Source organism: Paraburkholderia sp. 32 (genome assembly GCF_050435345.1).
GTDB lineage: Bacteria > Pseudomonadota > Gammaproteobacteria > Burkholderiales > Burkholderiaceae > Paraburkholderia > Paraburkholderia tuberum.
Window position 1 is genome coordinate 1,356,535 of the sequence record NZ_JBNDKD010000002.1, and the last position, 18,089, is coordinate 1,374,623.

The following is an 18,089-nucleotide window of genomic DNA, read 5'->3' on the forward strand; positions in this document are numbered from 1 at the left end:
GGCATGTTTCCATCTTCGACTAGCTCTCGACGACTGACATGCCGAGTTGTTCACGCCAGGTGGCCTGATGTCGCGCGAACGGTTCTCGTCCTTCGTCCTTCACATACTTGTCAGCAAGCGCGAGCAATTCGGTATAAGCCCTAGCCAATCGAAGGCGACCTCGATCTGCCTCCGCAAGAAGTTCAGTCTCTGTTCGACGTTCTTTACTATCCTTACCCATCCGATTCTTCCTCGTGCCTTGTTTTCGCATCGTGTGGACCGTGCGCCGCAATCGGTCAAGCCGGGGCCATCCACCATCCTCAATAGCAAATGCGGCGACTGATTTCATGCAGTTCAACGACATGGGCCTAATCTTCTCGTCCGGCAGCGTTAAGGCTGCCAGACCTCGTTGCGTACCGCATGCCTGTATCACCGCCTCGTCCGTTCGACGCGGCGCGTCGAGTACCCGTTCAAGTAGGGTGAGGCGCGCGAGAACGCCACTTTCTGATACTTCACGCATCATCGCTCCTTGTGTCGATCCGAAAGCAGATCCGAGTGTCCGCGATCTGACCGTCGACCCGCACAGAGTATGGCTCGATCTGATAGCTTTTACGGGAAAACGCAAGCTCCAGCCAACTATTCAATTCACTCTCCTCCAGGAGACTGATCGAACGGACCCGAAAGTGCCTGCAGACATCACGGTATAGATCTTCTACATTGTCGACCTCGACTTCAGACCCATGTTCATGAAGCCACAATTGCTCTGAGGCGTATTGTGACTCGATGTTCGGCATTTCCATTCCAGGGAAGTTCGCCTCGATATAGGCGTAAACATCTCGAGAGTCGCGGTGGCCCGCTATCCATCTCGCCGCATCAAGGCTAGCGTAGCGAAAGCACCAGAAGAACGTGATAAGAAAGCTCTTCCTGCACTCGTGAGTGCGAACATACCAGCGCCGTCCATACTTGTCGCACGGCAAGTTGACCCCAATCGCAAAATCGATCCAGATAGCTCCTTTCACGCGCGGGCGTTAACGGCCCGACGTATAGCGCATCAGAGACATCACGGTCGGGCAGATAGAAAAGCCTGCCTCGCAGCGCTTCAGGGCAATCGCCCGTCATCTTTCGTAGCCCCTCGCCTAGCCGATCCATCAACGACAGGGCTACGCATACTATCCGCGGAATCGGCCGCTCGTCCGTGGGACGTTTTCCGGCAAGGAGCTTCTTTGCAGCCCGCTGGCTGAGCCAGTAGCCGTCGCCTTCGGCATACATCACACAGTCACGTGCTAGGTCACGGATCTCGCACACGCGAATTGGTTTCAGAAAACTTAGCAAAACTATCACCGCCCCGACGAGCACTGCAAGCGCATCATTGAGGCCAGGTGCACGTCGAAATTCCGCGAACGCCGGGGCATCATTGGAACTAATGGTCTTTGTCGCCCATCCATCGATCCTGATAGGAACGAGAGAGTTCGAAAAGACAAGACCTCTAACAAAACGTTCTCGTCTAGGAATACCCGCCCGCCATAGGTTCCCGGTATGAAAATAGCCTTGCAAAATCAGTTTCTGACATGTGTCAAGGTAAGCCTCGACTAGGTCACTACCATAAACAAATACCCACCTCAGCGCTTCCTGGGTCAGCTTGAGTGCGATATTTAGTGGTATCCAAGGGGTATGCGTGGGTGCATTACCGCGCTGAAAAATTCGCGAAATTTCGCCGAATCGGAAATTCGTCGTATCGGGGATGATACTCGGCAAATGGGTTCGCAACTGGAATAAACCCGTCAGCATCCTGCTGTAATTGCTCTCGGCCTGTGTACCCATCCTCGACGCTTCCGACAATAGCGGCGTTCTGTGTGACGGGAATTCCCTACGCGTCTCCCGTCCTTTTAGCAAAGAACTTTTAACAGTCGGTTCAAACTGTCGTAAGAACGCGGAAAATCGCGCATGCGACTTAATCGAGTTCAACTCAAAGTGCATCTCATCCGCAAGTCTCCGTCGATCAATGTACATTTCCCCATCTCTCACCGCGGGACGATAGTAACCTACGCCCATCAGCCAGCCGGCAATCGCTTTCTTATACTCTGGGCTCACACTGAACGGATTGTTGAGTATGCTTCGAGGTGGCTTCATGCCGAGGGAACGATCAAACCATCTCACCAAAACCTGCTGCGGATAATCGAGCACCCAAGGAACGCCGCCGGTCACAAACCTGGTCGCAAAATCACATAACGATGCGTGATCAACTCGCTGGAAGACGTGCTCTGCAGGAGCGAAGACCGGGGCATGCAGATATAGCCATCTGATAAACACGGATAGACCATAAAGACAGCCTAGCAACACGGAACTTGTCGTGCAAAGACCGTCTGGAAGAGTACGCCACAGGAAGGCAACCCGCTGTGCAGCGATTAGCATTCGCTCGTTAGCGTCATCAGTTAGACACGTTCCATCCGGAAGCCGATACGCCCAGTGGTACACGCTTGCTTCGTGCCAAACGCCATCATCCCCAAGCCAGCTATCATCGTCACCGACAATCCAGTCCGGCGACTTGATCGACGTCAGCAGCCAAGGAGCGGTCCAATCGGAAGAATATGGACGGTTGGTTTGATCGATGGCCGCAAGCAGGCTCGTTGCGATTTCCCGATGCGCCGAACTATAGAACTGAGGCAATTCAAGGTGTACAGTCTCCATGAGCTTACCTGAATAGGATGGTCCGCCAACGCACTTTGGTCACCAATGACCTCGCAATCTGCCGTGCTTCATTATGTAGTTGTACAAATATTGGATTGTTTTCGTTCGGAAGCCGTTGGCTCAGGAGGAGAGCCAGATCGATGAACTGCCTCGGCGTGGTGTGCGTGACATTATCCTCGTAATTCAGCACGTCGTCCGTTAGCTCAAGCGTCAGAGAAATATCGAGATACAAGTAAAGCGCCGCTAACGAATTTTTTGAGATCGCGACGGCAAGCCACGTCTTTTCGCTGCCGGACCCGGCCATATTTGCATGAAGTTTTTCTCCACCAAACCGCTCATGCAGTTGGGCAGCCAGCGGTGAGCTAAACCTATCGTGCTGGACAAGCATGTCATTGATAAAAGCGTGCAGTTCCTCGACCGTCGAAAAGTCTGTCACCTCGAGCAACCAGTCTTCGCTCGCTGCGGAAACGCAAATCCACAGGTTCTGGAACCTCCTAATCAGCCGGGTGTTCCACGCCTGCAGAAGCGCCGGCGGCAGATAGTGATCGATGCATGTGCGATCTGTATTGCCAAGCTTGCGCGACATGTCGCCGATGCTCCCGGTCCGATACCACTCCAAAACCCCCTCGGTATTACGTATCCTGCTGAAACTGACCGTGCCGCGTGTCAAGCCTGCGTCGACGAGTTTGGGAAATACGTCGCCCAGCCACGGCTTCACGGATTCCCCGCCTAACCCCGAGAGAAAAGTGACGATTGGTTCGTGCGCCGGCTGTACCGCCACGCCGCCGCCCCTGCTGACACATGGAATAAACATCAGGTCTGCTATAGGCGAGCCGGCGGCGCGCAACTGGCTGCGAATATCGGGAGAGCACTCGGATGCGAACTTGATGATGGCGCGACTAAGTATGCTCAGTGTCGCCGTCTTGACTGACTTCGCCCGGTGCTTCGCCACCGAAAATCGCTCACCCGAATCCGTGAATTCAACGAATCGTTGACCGTTTTCATCAAAAAGCTTTGCCGACGTTATCGCTTCAGGCGTGAATTTCGGCGACTCCATGATCAACAACGCGGACAGTACAGCTATATCGCGCGGCAACAGCCGTCCGAGCATCCAGCGAATCTGAGTCCTGTACGCACCGGCCCTGCCCCGCCATTCGCCGGGCAACCTCAACTCCGGCGGTGTAGGAAGCTGAAACGTTGATTTAATGGTTGTGGGGATGCTTTTGTCCTTGCGGGACTGCTCAATCGAAGGCAGTCCGCCGAAGCGATGGTGAACGATTACCAAAAATTCGGCGAGATGCGCTTCTGTATCTGGAGTGCAGAAAGCGATCGCGTTCTTGTCGAACTTGGAGAGACCTGAAATGGATCTCTCATACTTAGCAAGTCGCTTAAGCAATTGGCGTTTGTCCACCGTAGCCATGAGCGCTTGTCCATAACTGACATGCGCTCTTAATGACTCCCAGTAGCTCAGCAGAACCTCTCTCAACACAACACGCCGGGCGGCCAACTCGCGGCAGATTTCATCCAGATAATTTGCGTCAGTGCGGGAGAGTGAAATGCTACACAAAAGCTTCGAATCGTAATTTCGGACGATAATCGGCCGCTTTTGGCCGATAACCTGGCCCACCGTCGATTCCTTACATATCTTGCCGTACAGCCTCCCCGCGCCAGGAAGCCTTACGCCAGCCGGAATTAAATCCTCTGTTTGAACATGCGACAGTAATTGTTCAAGCTTCGGCAGCACAATCCCGGCCCTAGAGCGTGTTAGGCACTTTTCATAATCGGTGCAGCATGAACGAGCATAAGCATGGCGAAGACGACGAAGTGCAGGCCTGCCAGGGTTTCGGGCAGGCGCTCGTAGTCGCGTGCCAACCGCCGGAAGCGGTTGAGCCAGCCGAAACTGCGCTCGACCACCCAGCGGCGGGGCAGCAGCACGAAGCCCTTCTTCGCCTCAGGCAGCTTGATGACCTGCAGTTCAATGCCTTCATCACGTGCGGCCTGTGCAGCAGTGTCGCCCGTATAGCCCTGGTCAGCAAACGCAAGTTTCACCGTCTGACCGGTGACGTGCTGAACCTGACGCGCAAGCTCGGCCACCTGCGCGCGCTCCTGCTCGTTGGCCGGCGTAATGTGCACCGCGAGCAGCATCCCCAGCGTGTCGACAGCCATGTGAACCTTGCTGCCCCGCTTGCGCTTGTAACCGTCGTAGCCCGCACGCGGCCCGCTTTCACACGTGGACTGCAATGTGCGTCCATCCAGAATGACCGCACTGGGCTGGCCCTGACGCTGTTGCGCCACGCGCAGCACCGAGCGCAAATCGTTGACCATCGCCTCGAAACAACCCGCGTTCAGCCAGCGCTGCGTTTGCTGGTAGACCATTTCCCACGGCGGAAAGTTGGTCGGCAGCATGCGCCACGATGCACCCGCGCGCGCCATCCAGCGAAGCGCGTTGAACATTTCGCGCAGTTCGTATCGGCGCTGCGGTGCATCTTCGTTCATCAAGGTCAGATACGGAGCGGCGAAGCTCCATTCCTCGTCCGAAACATCTGTCGGGTATGGCTTGCGTTCTATCATCCCGCCAGGTTACCAGGTCTGACAGAAAGTGCCTAACACGCTCTAGAATAGAGCGAAGCTCTTGAGACGGGATTGACGATAACGTCTCTGCATATGTTCAGTACGAGCGCCTGCCACTCGGCTTCGCAGCACGGCAAGCTTTCGACCGCCAAACGACGCAGCGTTTTGCCTAATTCGACGATCACATGCAAATACCCAGGCGCGCTGCGCCGACTTAAGCGCGCTACAAAGCGGCACATCGAATGAAGTAACTGGCTACAGTTTTCATAAATCGGCAAATAAACCGATAGGTTCTTTCGGGTCAGTGCGCCGTTTCCCTTTCGGTAAGCCGCGAACAATTCGCCATCTTCAAGAACAAGATCGATCTTGCCCATCGTGTCAATATCCGAGGATCAACTATCGTGTCCATGCAATCCTAACTTGACTATAGTTCTTGTTTGATGGCATTCAATGATTCGTTTTGACATTTTTTTAGTCTGGAAAACCCTCGCGAACTGCGCGAAGTCCAGGGCAAGGAGGAAGCCTTTCTGCGCGCCTCGGGCCAGTGCCTGACGCGGCTGCACGAAATGATTCGTGTCGCCGACTATTGCGTGATGCTGTCCGACGCGCACGGCGTCACGATCGACTATCGGATCGACCGCGACCGGCGCAACGATTTCAAGCATGCGGGGCTGTATATCGGCTCGTGCTGGTCCGAGCGCGAAGAAGGCACCTGCGGCATCGCGAACGTACTCACCGATCTCGCGCCGATCACCGTGCACAAGACCGATCACTTCCGGGCCGCGTTCACGACGCTCACGTGCAGCGCTTCGCCGATCTTCGCGCCGACCGGCGAATTGATCGGCGTGCTCGATGCATCGGCGATTCGATCGCCCGACAACCGCGACAGCCAAGGGCTGGTTTTTCAGCTGGTGCGGCAAAGCGCGAGTTTGATCGAGGATGGCTACTTTCTGAATCAGACCGCGCAGCACTGGATCCTGTTCGGCCATCAAAGCCGCCATTTCGTCGAAGCACAGCCCGAAGCACTGATCGCATTCGACGAATGCGGCAACATCGCCGCCGCGAACCGCAAGGCGCACGAGAGCATCGCGGGGCTCGACGGGCCGCGTCACATCGACGAGATATTCGACACGTCCGAGGTCCGTCTGCACGACGTCGCGCGCACCGACATGATCGTGGCGCTGCGGCTGCGCGCGACCGGCGCGATGCTGTATGCCCGCATTCGCGCGCCGATGAGACGCGCGGCTCGCCCGCTCCTCGCGACACGGCCGGCCGATCCGCATGCGGACAGCAGCATCGGCGCGATGAGCCGCTTTTTGCACAGCTCGGACGAACGGATCGCGCGCAACGCGCAAGTCGCATTGCGGATCGCCGGCAAGCGGCTCCCGGTTCTGCTGCTCGGCGAAACCGGCGTCGGCAAGGAGGTGTTCGCGCGCGCGGTGCACGACTCGGGTTCGCGGCGCACGCGGCCGTTCGTCGCCGTGAATTGCGGCGCGATTCCGGAGCCGCTGATCGAGAGCGAGCTGTTCGGTTATGCGCCTGGCGCGTTCACCGGCGCGCGCAGTCGCGGCGCGCGCGGCAAGATCGCCCTCGCGCATGGCGGCACGCTGTTTCTCGACGAAATCGGCGACATGCCGCTCGGCCTGCAAACACGCCTGCTGCGTGTACTCGCCGAGGGCGAAGTGGTGCCGCTTGGCGGCGATACGCCGGTGCGCGTCGATATCGACGTGATCTGCGCGACGCACCGCGATCCGATGCAGATGGTCGAAGCTGGATCGTTCCGCGAAGATCTCTACTATCGCCTGAGCGGCGCGACGCTGCGGATACCGCCGCTGCGCGAGCGCACCGATATCCGCGATGTGATCGATACGGTGTTCAACGAGGAAGCCCAGGCGGCCACGCATGTGCTGATGCTCGATCCGCAATTCGCCGGGCGTCTTGCCGCTTTTTCGTGGCCCGGCAACATCCGGCAACTGCGCAACGTGCTGCGATATGCGTGCGCGGTCTGCGATTCGGCTCGCGTCGAGTTGCGGCACGTATCGCCGGACTTCGCGGCGCAACTCGCGCCCGCCGTCACGCCGGCGCTCGCGGCGAACTCAACGTCGCCGGCCAGCGCCGACGACGAGCGGGCACGGATCGTCGCGGCACTCACGCGTTGCCAGTGGCGGCCTAACGCGGCCGCGCTGGCATTAGGCATATCGCGCGCGACGCTGTACCGGCGCATCGCGCGGCTGGGCATCGTCGGGCCGCATCGCACATAAGCGGCATTGCGATCGCCCGTCTGAGTCTGCCGCTGTGCAGACAGCGTCCGATTCCCACGCCCTCACCCGCAGAGTGAAATCTTTTCGCGGTTCGTCTATCGCGAGCGAAAAGATTTTATTTCGGCACAACCCTGCTCCCATGCGCAGTTTGTGCCGACAGACAGGCATGACTTGCCGGACTCAGTGATCGGTCGCAACGCGAGACCACCCACGACCGCGCATCGAATGTCCTGAACGGCTCACGCGACGCACTCGCGACCCGAAGGACTCCCCAACTTCTCTCCGGATTCCTTGCGGGCCGCCTCGCGGCAGCTCGCGCTATTGTCATGATTGCGCGACGTCAATTTCTTGGTTGTCTCACTGCGCTCGGCGGAAGCGTCGTATTGAGCGCGTGCGGCGGTGGTGGTGGTGGTGGTGATAGCGGTACTGCGGATGCCGGCGGCTCTTCCACGGGCAATTCCACGAACCCGTCGAGCACGACGGCGGCACCCTCTACGGGCACGGCAACCTCCGGTATCGCGACCTCGACGGGCACGACCAGTTCCGGCATTACGACTTCGACTGGCGGCACGACGACGGTGGCGAACGGCTCGTCGCCGACCGCCTCGACTGGAACGGCCTCCACCGGTACGTCCGGCTCGACCTCGGGCGACAGTTCTGGCGCTCCATCGGACCCGAACTCGGGGTCACCCGGCAACACATCGAACGCTTCGCCACAGAACACGACCATCCCCCCGGCGACGGTGATTATCGACAGTCAGAACGCGTCGTGGACCCTGGTCGGCGGATCTGTCTACAGGAACGGTGTCGCGGCGGGCAACACCTACAACGTCTCGTTGATACTCTGGTACGGGGGTACGATCTATCACGAGGGAACCGGCGGCCAATTTTACGGATGGAATGGTTCGGGATGGCAGTCGTGCAATGACCCACGTTTGGGCGGCACCTCCGCCGACGGCACCATGATCCCGCCCGCGTCGTATCTGATCGACAAGGTCGGCACGATATGGACCGTCGTGAACGGTGTCGTGTACCGCAATCGGAGTGCCGTCGGCACGATGTCGAATGCTGCGCTTCTGCTGTGGTACGGCGGCAAGTTCTGGGCACAATCGACCGGCGGTCAGTTCTACGTGTGCGCCGATGCGGATGAATGGTTGCCGTGCAACGATCCGCGCATCGCGACCGCGGCGCCGGCCGGCTCGTTTCACGGTATCAACGGGCATTACGATTATTTGTATTCCACATCGCAACTCGTGTCGATCATGCAAGCCCTGGGCTGCTCGACGTACCGGCTCAGCTGTACCGACTACGCACCGCAACTCGCCGCGGTCGTGGCGTTGGCACAAGCATTCCAGCCAGCGGGCTTGACCCTTTTCGTGCTGATCGATGCCGGCATCTACGACGGTAACGGCAACCTGTTCACGAGCGAATCGACCGCCTACACACGCGGCTTCAATTGCGCGGTAACTGTCGCGACGGCGTTGCAACCCCACGGCGTGACCCTGTATGAATGCGGCAACGAACTGACGCGCGCGAACGGGATCATCCTCGACTCCACCAACGCAGGAACGAGCGTCGTCGACTTCAACAATGCGAACTGGCCGCTGATGCGCGGCGTGATGCGCGGCATGATCGACGGGGTCAAGTCGGTGCAGGCGGATGCTAAATGCGGCGTCAACTTTTGCGTCGCGGACACCGGCGCATCCGACGCTCTGTGGGATGGCAAGCAGCCCGATGGCACGAGCGGCCATCCGACCGTCAGGTGGGACTTGACTACGTGGCACAACTACGAGGTGTACGGCGACATCTTCGATATCGGCTCCGACGGGTCCGGCCCGGGCTTCGATTTGCCCACCTATTGCAAGGCCCGATATGGCGTCCCCTTCGTGATCTCGGAATGGAACACAGGACCGGAGAAGACCGAGGCGTACCGGGCCAACTACATCACGTCGAGCCTGCTCACTTACTATCAGGCGAGAAAGACGAAGAACATTCAATCGGCCATGTATTACGAGCTCGATAGCGGGGACGCAACTTACGGTCTGATGATCAACGGCACGGCGCTTGGGCTTCCGTACAATGCGTTCGCGAGTTTTGTCGCGAGCCATCCCGATAGCTGAGCGTCCGCACTCGCTGAGTCCGCGCGCTGCCTACGGTCGATCCGACCTGCGTGAGACGTTGACGGATAACCCGTCCCGGCCGAGACCGCGATAGGTCTCCTAGCCCGGGGCGACGAGTTGCGAGTCAGGCGACCTCTGTTGCAACGCGGCTGTGTCCGCGCATCAAGTTATGCCCACAGCCGCATCGCTACAGCGCACGATTCGTGCAATCAGAAGATCAGAACTGGTGTCGCAGTCCCACGGTGACCGCGACCTGCGTGCCCGTCGACGATGGCGAGAGGGTATTGATCATCGCATCTGCGAGCACGGAATCCGCCGGCGCGTCATGAACATGCTGATAGACCCCTTCCAGGTACACGTCGGTACGCTTGCTCAACGAATAGTCGGTCTGCAGCATGACCGAATTCCATTTTGGAGAGGCCTTCGTGGCCCCCTGGTTGTAAGCACCGTCAGTGAACGTATAGGCACCGGATACGCTCCACGCAGACGTCACCGAGTAGTGTGCGTTCAACTCGTAATTGTCCAATCGCAGATTACCGCCAAGCGGCAGATAGCTGCCGAGGCCCAGCGAGATGACGCCCGCCATGTTGTCGATCTGAGTATGGCTCCACACGAATCCGACAGTTGCGGGGCCGAACGTGTAATTGCCGCCGGCGCCCCAGATACGCTGGCGCTCCGCGATGAAGTTCGCGCTGCCGTCGCCCTGCGCGATTGCCCCATTCGGATTCGTGGCCGATACGCCACCGCCTGCGTTATTGAACTGCAGGTACCCGCCAGCAAGATTCACCGGGCCCTGCGCATAACCTACGCTAAAGCCGTACGCGCGATTGTCAGCGAATCCTCCCGCCTTGTTGCTGAACGAATACATGCCTTCGAACGTCACGCCGGCATAGGTCGGGCTCACATACTTGACCGAGTTGTTGACGACCACCGAATCAGCCGCCAGGTTGTCGTTCTCGAACGGGTGTGCGGCGAGGTTGCCACCCCACGTGTTGCTCCCCGCGGTGATCGGTCCGAGCTGGTCGTTCAGCACATCGAACTGGCGGCCCAACGTCACGGTGCCGAGATTGTCGCTTTGCAACCCGACCCAGGCCTGAGAACCGAAGGCGTCACCCGGAAAGGCCTGGCTACCGTTGTTTAGATTGAAGCCCTGCTCGAGTTTGAAGATCGTACGAACACCACCTCCCAGATCTTCGGTACCCTTGAGGCCAAACACCGTATTCTGCGTGGAGCTGGTCGCCATTTGCCAATTGCTATGACCGGCCTGGTTGTTGGTATAGATGAGTCCCGTGTCGATAAGACCGTACAGGGTCACGCTGTTTTGCGCATACGCGGAAACCGAAAATGCGCCGAGGACCCCAATTGCCAGCAAGGTTTTTTTCATGTCTTATGCCCCATTTGCGATTACAGAAAAATAGAACAGCTTTTTCTTAATTGGAGTTCCATCCCGGGACATTCCACCTGGGATGGTCAGCTCGCGCCGATCTGCTTCTAAATCGAAATGTGCTTTCCAAGCGCATCAAACAAGCAGAATGGCCACTAGCTGACCGGCGGTCGCAATCACGATCGCCAGATCAACCGGATTGGCCAGAAGAAATCCGAGAAAATCTGAATCGACGGCGCGCGTGCGCCACATCCCGACAAAGCCGACCGACAGAATCAGCCCGAATAAAAAGTCGAATCCGAATCCTGCGGCGAGCCATCTGTTATGCCTGACGACAGGTTCGGCGAATGCGAACATTGCCAAAAAGGCGATTTGCGATATGAGAACAACCAGTACGACGACATGCTGCTGATTATTCTTTTTCATCGGCTGGCGGAAATCCGGTTGCTCGAACCCGGCACGACCTCCTCGCTCGTCCGGGCGAGCTTCGGCAGTACCGGCGGCCACCCCCGCGAACGGAAAGTGACCGTCGTACCCGCTCCATCCGCGGCGCAACCGTTATTCGACCGCCTCGCCATGCAGCACCAGGTCCAGTCCTTCGCGCTCTTCTTCCTCGGCGACACGCAACCCCATCACTGCGTCGATTGCCTTGAGCAGAACAAACGAGACCACCCCGCTGTAGATCAGCGTCGTCGCGACACCCTTGAGTTGCAGCATCACGTCACCGTCCGCGCCGCCGATGTCCTTGACCGCGAACACGCCGGTCAGCAGCGCACCGACGATCCCGCCCACGCAGTGCACGCCGAACGCGTCGAGCGAATCGTCGTAACCGAGCTTGTGCTTGAGCCACGTGGCCGCCCAGAAGCAGACCACACCCGCGACGATACCGATCACGAGCGCGCCGAGCGTGCCGACGAAGCCCGACGCCGGCGTAATCGCCACCAGACCCGCGACCGCGCCCGACACGATACCGAGCACCGACGGCTTGCCCTTGGCTGCCCATTCGGCGAACATCCACGCGAGCGCCGCCGCGGCGGTCGCCACCTGCGTCGCGAACATCGCGAAGCCGGCACGGCCGTCCGCTGCCACGGCCGAACCCGCGTTGAAGCCGAACCAGCCGACCCACAGCATCGCGCCACCGATCAGCGTGAGCGTCAGGTTGTGCGGCGCCATCGCTTCCTTGCCATAGCCGACGCGCTTGCCGAGCACCAGACAGCAGACCAGGCCCGCGATACCGGCGTTGATGTGCACCACCGTGCCGCCCGCGAAGTCGAGGATGCCCGCGCTAGCCAGCCAGCCGCTCGGCTCCCACACCATGTGCGCGATCGGCGAGTAGACGATGATCGACCACAGCGTCATGAACACCAGCATCGCCGAGAACTTCATGCGGTCCGCGAACGCACCGGTGATCAGCGCCGGCGTGATGATCGCGAAGGTCATCTGGTAGACGAAGTAGACCGTCTCGGGGATCGTCGGCGCGAGGTGGCTGACGGTCAGCGTCGTGGCCTTGTCGCCCTTGATGTAGTTCATGCCCGTCATGAACACGCGCGAGAAGCCGCCGATGAACGAGCTGCCCGGCGTGAACGCGAGGCTGTAGCCGACCACGGTCCAGACGATCGTCACGACACAGGTGATCGCGAAGCTTTGCATCAGCGTCGCGAGCACGTTCTTCTTGCGGACCATGCCGCCGTAGAACAGCGCGAGACCCGGGATCGTCATGAACAGCACGAGCGCGGTGGAGGTCAGCATCCACGCGGTGTCGCCGGAGTTGATCTTCGATGAATCGACCGAGAACGGTGCGGTTGGGGCGGCCGGTGCCGATGCAGCGGCATCCGCCGCGGCCGGTGCCGCTGGAGCCGCGGACGCTTGCGCGACCGGCACGGAGGCGGCCGCGGGCGCCGAGGCGTCTTGCGCGAATGCGGAGCCCAGCCCGCCGGCGAGCAATGAGCCGGCCATCAACAAACGTCATCAACAGTTTGCGCATTTTTCTTTCCTCTTATCCCAGTGTTTTTTTATAGGGCGTCGGCGCCGGTCTCGCCGGTGCGGATCCGGATCACCTGTTCGATCGACGTCACGAAGATCTTCCCGTCACCAATCTTTCCGGTACGCGCCGCACGCTCGATCGCCTCGATAGCCTGATCGACGATGTCGTCCGGGACGGCGACCTCGATCTTCACTTTCGGCAGGAAATCGACGACGTACTCCGCGCCCCGATACAGTTCGGTGTGCCCTTTCTGACGCCCAAAACCCTTGACCTCCGTAACCGTGATTCCAGAGACGCCAAGCGATGACAAGGCTTCTCGAGCCTCATCAAGCTTGAATGGCTTGATGACCGCACTGATTAGTTTCAATTTGCCTCTCCGTTGACCGTCGATCCCGATGTTGGCCGCGAATGACCGTGGCTCAGCGCGGAGACGTTCAAAGCAACTGTCATGCCATTTGCACGGCGGGTACTGGAGCGGGGAGTTATCGGAGGAGCCGCGCTTCGGGTCCTATGGCGCTCGGATGGATATTGTGAGGAACGGAGCGGGATTGGGCAGTTGACCTGTCAGAAGGCTTCTTAGCGGAATTCGGCGTACGGACTGGATGTACCCAGGCACCATGTGCGAGCGCGTTTTCCCGTCGTCCGTCCAATCGGGGGCATGCGTGCACGGTTCTGCCGCTTGTCATTACATATTCATTAATCGAAGCTTCCAGGTTTCCACTCGCACGCCCGACGCTCGCGGAGCGTTCAAGAGGTCGAGCGCAACTCCGCCGTAATAACGTGCAAAGTACGGGGCGTACTTCCGCGACCCGGAGGGAAACAGGATTTGCGTTTGTTGTCACGATCCCGTGACTCCGTAGCATTCGCAAAGCCCCGAACACGCTATACACCGGCCTATTTTCGAAGCGGTACCCGCTTCGACTTGAAAATTGCCGTCGAGGCGGCGCGAGCGGTCCACGGGATCGGGTCGGCTACTGTTCAGTGAACCTAACATTCGGTTGACTTCCCGAGGCATTCGTCACCCCCGATGATCCCGTCGAGGGCTTCCACTCAGCAAGTCAGTCGTTAGCCGAGGTAATCTTGATGAACGGCCTGAGTTCAGGATTTGAGAGAGCGAGAAGATTGAGCGTCGCCCCGCCGAACCGACGCGCGAACTCATCGTCCAGCGTATTGTTGTAGTCGGCCACCGGCAGTTCTAAAGGAAACTGTCGCGTGGTAACCGCCAGCACCTTTTCAACGTCAAGCGTATAGGAGTTGCCTTCAATATCTTCTGCATCGTTGATGGTTCTGAAATGCTCTCTGCGAGCACACATCCATGAATCTCTGCCCACCCATTGCCATCCGATAGGCAGTGCATTCGTCCATGTCTCGTTCGTACTGCGCGTGGCATTCTGCCTCGTGCGCTTCGCTCACTCCGCGCGCCGCGATGCTCTGCACATCGTCGCTTATCGCGTCCGGTGTGTACTTGAACGGCTGCGCATTGTCGAAGTTCTGCGGCACGCGTGGGGTGTCGCGGTAGAGCGACCTTGGCATGTCCGCATTGGCCGGTTTCTGCGCGCGCATGGCGGCTGAGCGGGAAGCCTTTTCCCGCTGCTGCCGTATCGCCTGCACGCAGCCCATCATTCTTCTTTGGAACGGTTTCTGTATCGCGCGGGAGACCTGTCGCACAGCCACTTGCAACCGGATGGTGCGCAGCCAGTCGCACCATCCGCGGCGCCGTGCGGCGGTCGGTCGCGAAAGCGAGCCACGCGCACGTGCTTTGGAAAAACGCTCTAAAGAATACTGTCCAACGCCTTGGCGAGCCTGGCGACCACACCTTCGACGTCATGCAGTTTGTCCAGGCCAAATAATCCGACGCGGAAGGTTTTAAAGTCTCCCGGCTCGTCGCATTGAAGGGGAACACCGGCCGCGATCTGCAAGCCGGCATCGGCGAATTTCTTGCCGGATCGTATGCCGTCATCGTCCGTATAGCAGACCACGACGCCAGGAGCCTGAAAACCTTCAGCCGCCACGCTTTTGAAACCTTTGTCACTCATGAGCGAGCGAATGCGCTTGCCGAGTTCAAGCTGCTCGGCTCTGACTTTCTCGAAGCCATATGCCTCGGTTTCCTTCATGACGTCGCGCAGCGTCGCGAGACTGTCCGTGGGCATCGTGGCGTGATAGGCGAACCCGCCGTTCTCGTAGGCTTCCATGATCTGCAGCCATTTCCCGAGATCACAAGCGAAACTGGTGCTGGTCGTTGCGTCGATTCTTTCGCGGGCGAGAGGGCTGAGCATGACCATTGCGCAGCAGGGTGATGCGCTCCATCCTTTTTGCGGTGCGCTGATCAGGACATCGATGCCGCTGGCCTGCATGTCCACCCAGATCGTACCGGAGGCGATGCAATCCAGTACAAACATGCCGCCGACGGCATGCACCGCGTCGGACACCGCGCGCAAGTAGGCATCAGGCAGCATCATCCCGGATGCGGTTTCGACATGCGGCGCAAAGACCAGATCCGGCTTGTTTTCCTTGATCGCAGCGACGACTTCTTCGATCGGAGCCGGTGCATATGCGGCCTGCCTACCTCGTTCGACCGGACGCGCCTTCAACACCACCGATTCAGACGGAATGTCGCCCATGTCGAAAATCTGCGACCAGCGGAAACTGAACCAGCCATTGCGGATGACCAGACACTTCCTGTTCGTCGCGAACTGGCGGGCGACGGCTTCCATGCCGAAAGTCCCGCTGCCCGGGACGATAACGGCCGACTTCGCGTTGTAGACTTTTTTCAGGGCGCCGGAAATATCGCGTACGACTCCTTGAAAGAGCTGCGACATGTGATTGATCGATCGGTCGGTGTAGACGACCGAATATTCGAGGAGTCCATCGCGGTCGACATCGGGAAGTAAACCTGGCACCTTCGCCTCCGGTAATTGACGAGTAAAAGAATCGAAGACAGATTCTAACGAAAGCTGCCTGCAACGGTATCGGCCGAGACGTCCCCGCCCTTATTCGATCGCAGTCGCGCCAAAGGTGGCGCCGCTCGCCTCGTCCCGACTGCTTCTCAGGGGAAGATCGGTGTCGTGGGCTCCGCGCCCTCGATATCGGCCTTCGGAAAATGCTGCGCGACCATCTGCTCGATCTCCTGTTCGCGCGATCCAGGCACGTCGGCCATGATCAGGAGCTGGCCGTCACGGATGGCGTCCCGGAAGCGCTCGAGTCGTGCATTCGGTTCGGCGACGCCGATCATCGCGGCCGTCCAGGCCCCGAAGCCGGCACCCGCCAACGTCAATGCGACGACGGCTCCGCCCGCAATAGCGAGCTCCGCGGGAGGAAACGCCAGCGCCACGAGGCCGACGAGCGCTCCGGTCGCACCGCCGAGCGCCACGCCGCGTTCGAGCGAGTGCACGACGTCGCTGCTCTGCAGCAAAGTTGCCTCGGGTAACTGTTCGAGTGCGACGCTGTGATTCGCGAGAACATGGAGATGTCGCCATGTGATCCGCGTCCGCAGCAAGTCGTCTACGATCGCCTTCGCCGTCGACGTGTCAGATGCGAGGAAATAAAGACGTCTCATCTCGACCCTCCATCAATCAAGCCGTCCTCAAACGGGACTATGCCGTTCATCGTACGCCTGCGGCAGGCAAAAGTTGGCTCTTAGCAGGTGCGTGCCGTGTTTGGATGGCTGGTCGCCGCTGTATGCCAGCTTACAAATTCGGGATCTTCGCGGAAAAGTGTGATGGTTTTTCATGATGAAAACGTCGGAGAGCCAATCTGGGTAAGGGTTCGCGCGTCTTGATGGCCTCGCGAAATCGGGCATGATTTCGCGATGGCTACTTCACGCAAACTCAAGCGTCTTTCTGACGCATACCGGTTCGACGGATTCCGTCCTTGCGAAGCGCTGCGCGGTGTCTTCGGTGATCGCATGGCACGCGTAGTCACGCTGGTTCGGCGCTCAAAAAAACGGCCTGCAAGGGATGTGGTCGACGGTGCTCGATCCACGATCGCACGGTGCGTCGCGTTCGAGATCTGCCGAACGGCGACGTACGGATTTACCTGGAACTCGAAGCTCGTCGGGTCCGCTGTCGATGCGATGGCAGCGTGAAAGGCGAACGACTGAGCTTTCTGGCGGACAACCCTCACTACACGAAGCGCTTCGCGTGGTACGTCGGTCGTCGCTGTCGCGAGAGCACGATCAAGGACGTGGCCGACGAACTGCGATTGCACTGGCACACGGTCAAGGACCTCGAGATGCAGTACATGCGGGCGCAACTGGAGCGGTTCGGCACGCCTGGGCCGAAGGTCATCGGCATCGACGAGATTTCGATTGGCAGGGGACAGACGTACCGCATTGTTGTGAGCGACCTGATACGGGGCCGTGCGATCTGGTTCGGTGGCGAAGATCGAAAGGAGGCCAGCATGCATCAGTTCTATGACTGGCGGGGCGAGAAAAAGGCCCGCGGCATCCGGCTTGTCGTGATGGACATGTGGCGGCCGTTTTACAACGTCGCGCAGGAACGCGTGCCGCATGCGGCCATCCTGTACGACAAATTCCACGTCATAAAGCAGCTCAACGAAGCCCTGGATGAAGTGCGCAAGAGCGAATACGCTCGCCTGCAAGGCGAGCAGCGGCGCTACATCAAAGGCCAGAAGTACGTTCTGCTTAGTCATCGCGAAAACCTGTCGATGGAAGGCAGGAACTCGTTGAAGACGCTTCTCGCAGCGAACCGACGGCTGAATACCGCGTACCTGCTCAAGGAGTCGTTCGGGCAGTTGTGGGACTACGAGCGCGAAGGCTGGGCACGTCGCTTCTTCGAGAACTGGAAATCCAGCCTGAGGTGGCAGCGTTTGAAGCCCTATGAGAAGTTTGCCGCGATGGTCGAGCGTCATTGGGAGGGGATTGCTTCCTATTGCAAGCCAGAAAACAAGGTGCCGCTCGGCTTCGTTGAGGGACTCAATAACAAGATTCGGGTCATCCAACGACGCGCGTACGGATTGCGAGATGAGCAGTATCTGCGCCTGAAGATCCTCACTTGCATGCTGCCTCGAATCTGAAAAATGGAGATTTTTCATCACTCTTTTCCGCGAAGACCCCAAATTCGGAAAACTTCTCCTGGAGACAT

Annotated in this window: 12 protein-coding genes and 3 pseudogenes; 3 read left to right on the top strand and 12 right to left on the bottom strand. The window is 59.0% G+C overall.

The window, feature by feature from the left end:
- Window positions 1-19 precede the first annotated feature (19 nt).
- The 5 genes from OKW26_RS21530 to OKW26_RS21550 all read right to left on the bottom strand — a co-directional run bounded on the left by OKW26_RS21530 (window position 20) and on the right by OKW26_RS21550 (window position 5,612).
- Window positions 20-499 carry a hypothetical protein gene (locus OKW26_RS21530; RefSeq protein ID WP_429355104.1) on the bottom strand — a complete coding sequence of 160 codons (480 nt, stop codon included), beginning with the start codon at window positions 497-499 and terminating at the stop codon, window positions 20-22.
- 359 nt (window positions 500-858) lie between these two features.
- Complete coding sequence (locus tag OKW26_RS21535) at window positions 859-2,667, bottom strand: hypothetical protein (RefSeq protein WP_429355105.1); 1,809 nt, start codon at window positions 2,665-2,667, stop codon at window positions 859-861.
- Window positions 2,668-2,671: 4 nt separating this feature from the next.
- Window positions 2,672-4,294: a hypothetical protein gene (locus OKW26_RS21540; protein WP_429355106.1), complete on the bottom strand. Its 1,623-nt coding sequence runs from the start codon at window positions 4,292-4,294 to the stop codon at window positions 2,672-2,674.
- Window positions 4,295-4,431: 137 nt separating this feature from the next.
- Window positions 4,432-5,235 carry an IS5 family transposase gene (locus tag OKW26_RS21545; protein WP_143037180.1) on the bottom strand — a complete coding sequence of 268 codons (804 nt, stop codon included), beginning with the start codon at window positions 5,233-5,235 and terminating at the stop codon, window positions 4,432-4,434.
- A 35-nt stretch (window positions 5,236-5,270) separates the two neighbouring features.
- Entirely contained in the window at window positions 5,271-5,612 is a 342-nt protein-coding gene (locus OKW26_RS21550) for a hypothetical protein (protein ID WP_429355107.1), read from the bottom strand.
- Between the two features lie 117 nt (window positions 5,613-5,729).
- On the opposite strand from OKW26_RS21550, the pseudogene OKW26_RS21555 reads away from it, so the two are divergent.
- Window positions 5,730-7,499 (top strand): annotated as a pseudogene (locus OKW26_RS21555) (sigma-54-dependent Fis family transcriptional regulator); the annotation flags it as partial.
- A gap of 326 nt (window positions 7,500-7,825) precedes the next feature.
- Window positions 7,826-9,619, top strand: a complete 1,794-nt coding sequence (locus OKW26_RS21560) for a hypothetical protein (RefSeq protein ID WP_429355108.1) — start codon at window positions 7,826-7,828, stop codon at window positions 9,617-9,619.
- Window positions 9,620-9,836: 217 nt separating this feature from the next.
- Here the strand turns inward: OKW26_RS21560 and OKW26_RS21565 are convergent, their stop codons facing one another.
- The 7 genes and pseudogenes from OKW26_RS21565 to OKW26_RS21595 form a co-directional block, all read right to left on the bottom strand.
- Window positions 9,837-11,003, bottom strand: coding sequence for a porin (locus OKW26_RS21565; RefSeq protein WP_429355109.1), 1,167 nt, complete (start codon window positions 11,001-11,003; stop codon window positions 9,837-9,839).
- Between the two features lie 135 nt (window positions 11,004-11,138).
- Complete coding sequence (locus OKW26_RS21570) at window positions 11,139-11,510, bottom strand: hypothetical protein (protein ID WP_260321070.1); 372 nt, start codon at window positions 11,508-11,510, stop codon at window positions 11,139-11,141.
- 51 nt (window positions 11,511-11,561) lie between these two features.
- Window positions 11,562-12,987 (bottom strand): annotated as a pseudogene (locus OKW26_RS21575) (ammonium transporter).
- Between the two features lie 28 nt (window positions 12,988-13,015).
- Window positions 13,016-13,354: a P-II family nitrogen regulator gene (locus OKW26_RS21580; protein ID WP_187618616.1), complete on the bottom strand. Its 339-nt coding sequence runs from the start codon at window positions 13,352-13,354 to the stop codon at window positions 13,016-13,018.
- Window positions 13,355-14,045: 691 nt separating this feature from the next.
- Complete coding sequence (locus tag OKW26_RS21585; RefSeq protein WP_260321093.1) at window positions 14,046-14,300, bottom strand: hypothetical protein; 255 nt, start codon at window positions 14,298-14,300, stop codon at window positions 14,046-14,048.
- Between the two features lie 459 nt (window positions 14,301-14,759).
- Window positions 14,760-15,887: an aminotransferase class V-fold PLP-dependent enzyme gene (locus OKW26_RS21590; protein WP_429355110.1), complete on the bottom strand. Its 1,128-nt coding sequence runs from the start codon at window positions 15,885-15,887 to the stop codon at window positions 14,760-14,762.
- A 146-nt stretch (window positions 15,888-16,033) separates the two neighbouring features.
- Window positions 16,034-16,543: a DUF1269 domain-containing protein gene (locus OKW26_RS21595; protein ID WP_090811604.1), complete on the bottom strand. Its 510-nt coding sequence runs from the start codon at window positions 16,541-16,543 to the stop codon at window positions 16,034-16,036.
- 386 nt (window positions 16,544-16,929) lie between these two features.
- On the opposite strand from OKW26_RS21595, the pseudogene OKW26_RS21600 reads away from it, so the two are divergent.
- Window positions 16,930-18,021, top strand: a pseudogene (locus OKW26_RS21600) (ISL3 family transposase); the annotation flags it as partial.
- Window positions 18,022-18,089 lie beyond the last annotated feature (68 nt).

What these genes read in the sequence shown, in the direction of transcription:
- OKW26_RS21530 (WP_429355104.1), bottom strand. Translation starts at nt 499, where the DNA reads ATGCGTGAAGTATCAGAAAGTGGCGTTCTCGCGCGCCTCACCCTACTT.
- OKW26_RS21535 (WP_429355105.1), bottom strand. Translation starts at nt 2,667, where the DNA reads ATGGAGACTGTACACCTTGAATTGCCTCAGTTCTATAGTTCGGCGCAT.
- OKW26_RS21550 (WP_429355107.1), bottom strand. Translation starts at nt 5,612, where the DNA reads ATGGGCAAGATCGATCTTGTTCTTGAAGATGGCGAATTGTTCGCGGCT.
- OKW26_RS21560 (WP_429355108.1), top strand. Translation starts at nt 7,826, where the DNA reads ATGATTGCGCGACGTCAATTTCTTGGTTGTCTCACTGCGCTCGGCGGA.
- OKW26_RS21565 (WP_429355109.1), bottom strand. Translation starts at nt 11,003, where the DNA reads ATGAAAAAAACCTTGCTGGCAATTGGGGTCCTCGGCGCATTTTCGGTT.
- OKW26_RS21585 (WP_260321093.1), bottom strand. Translation starts at nt 14,300, where the DNA reads ATGTGTGCTCGCAGAGAGCATTTCAGAACCATCAACGATGCAGAAGAT.
- OKW26_RS21595 (WP_090811604.1), bottom strand. Translation starts at nt 16,543, where the DNA reads ATGAGACGTCTTTATTTCCTCGCATCTGACACGTCGACGGCGAAGGCG.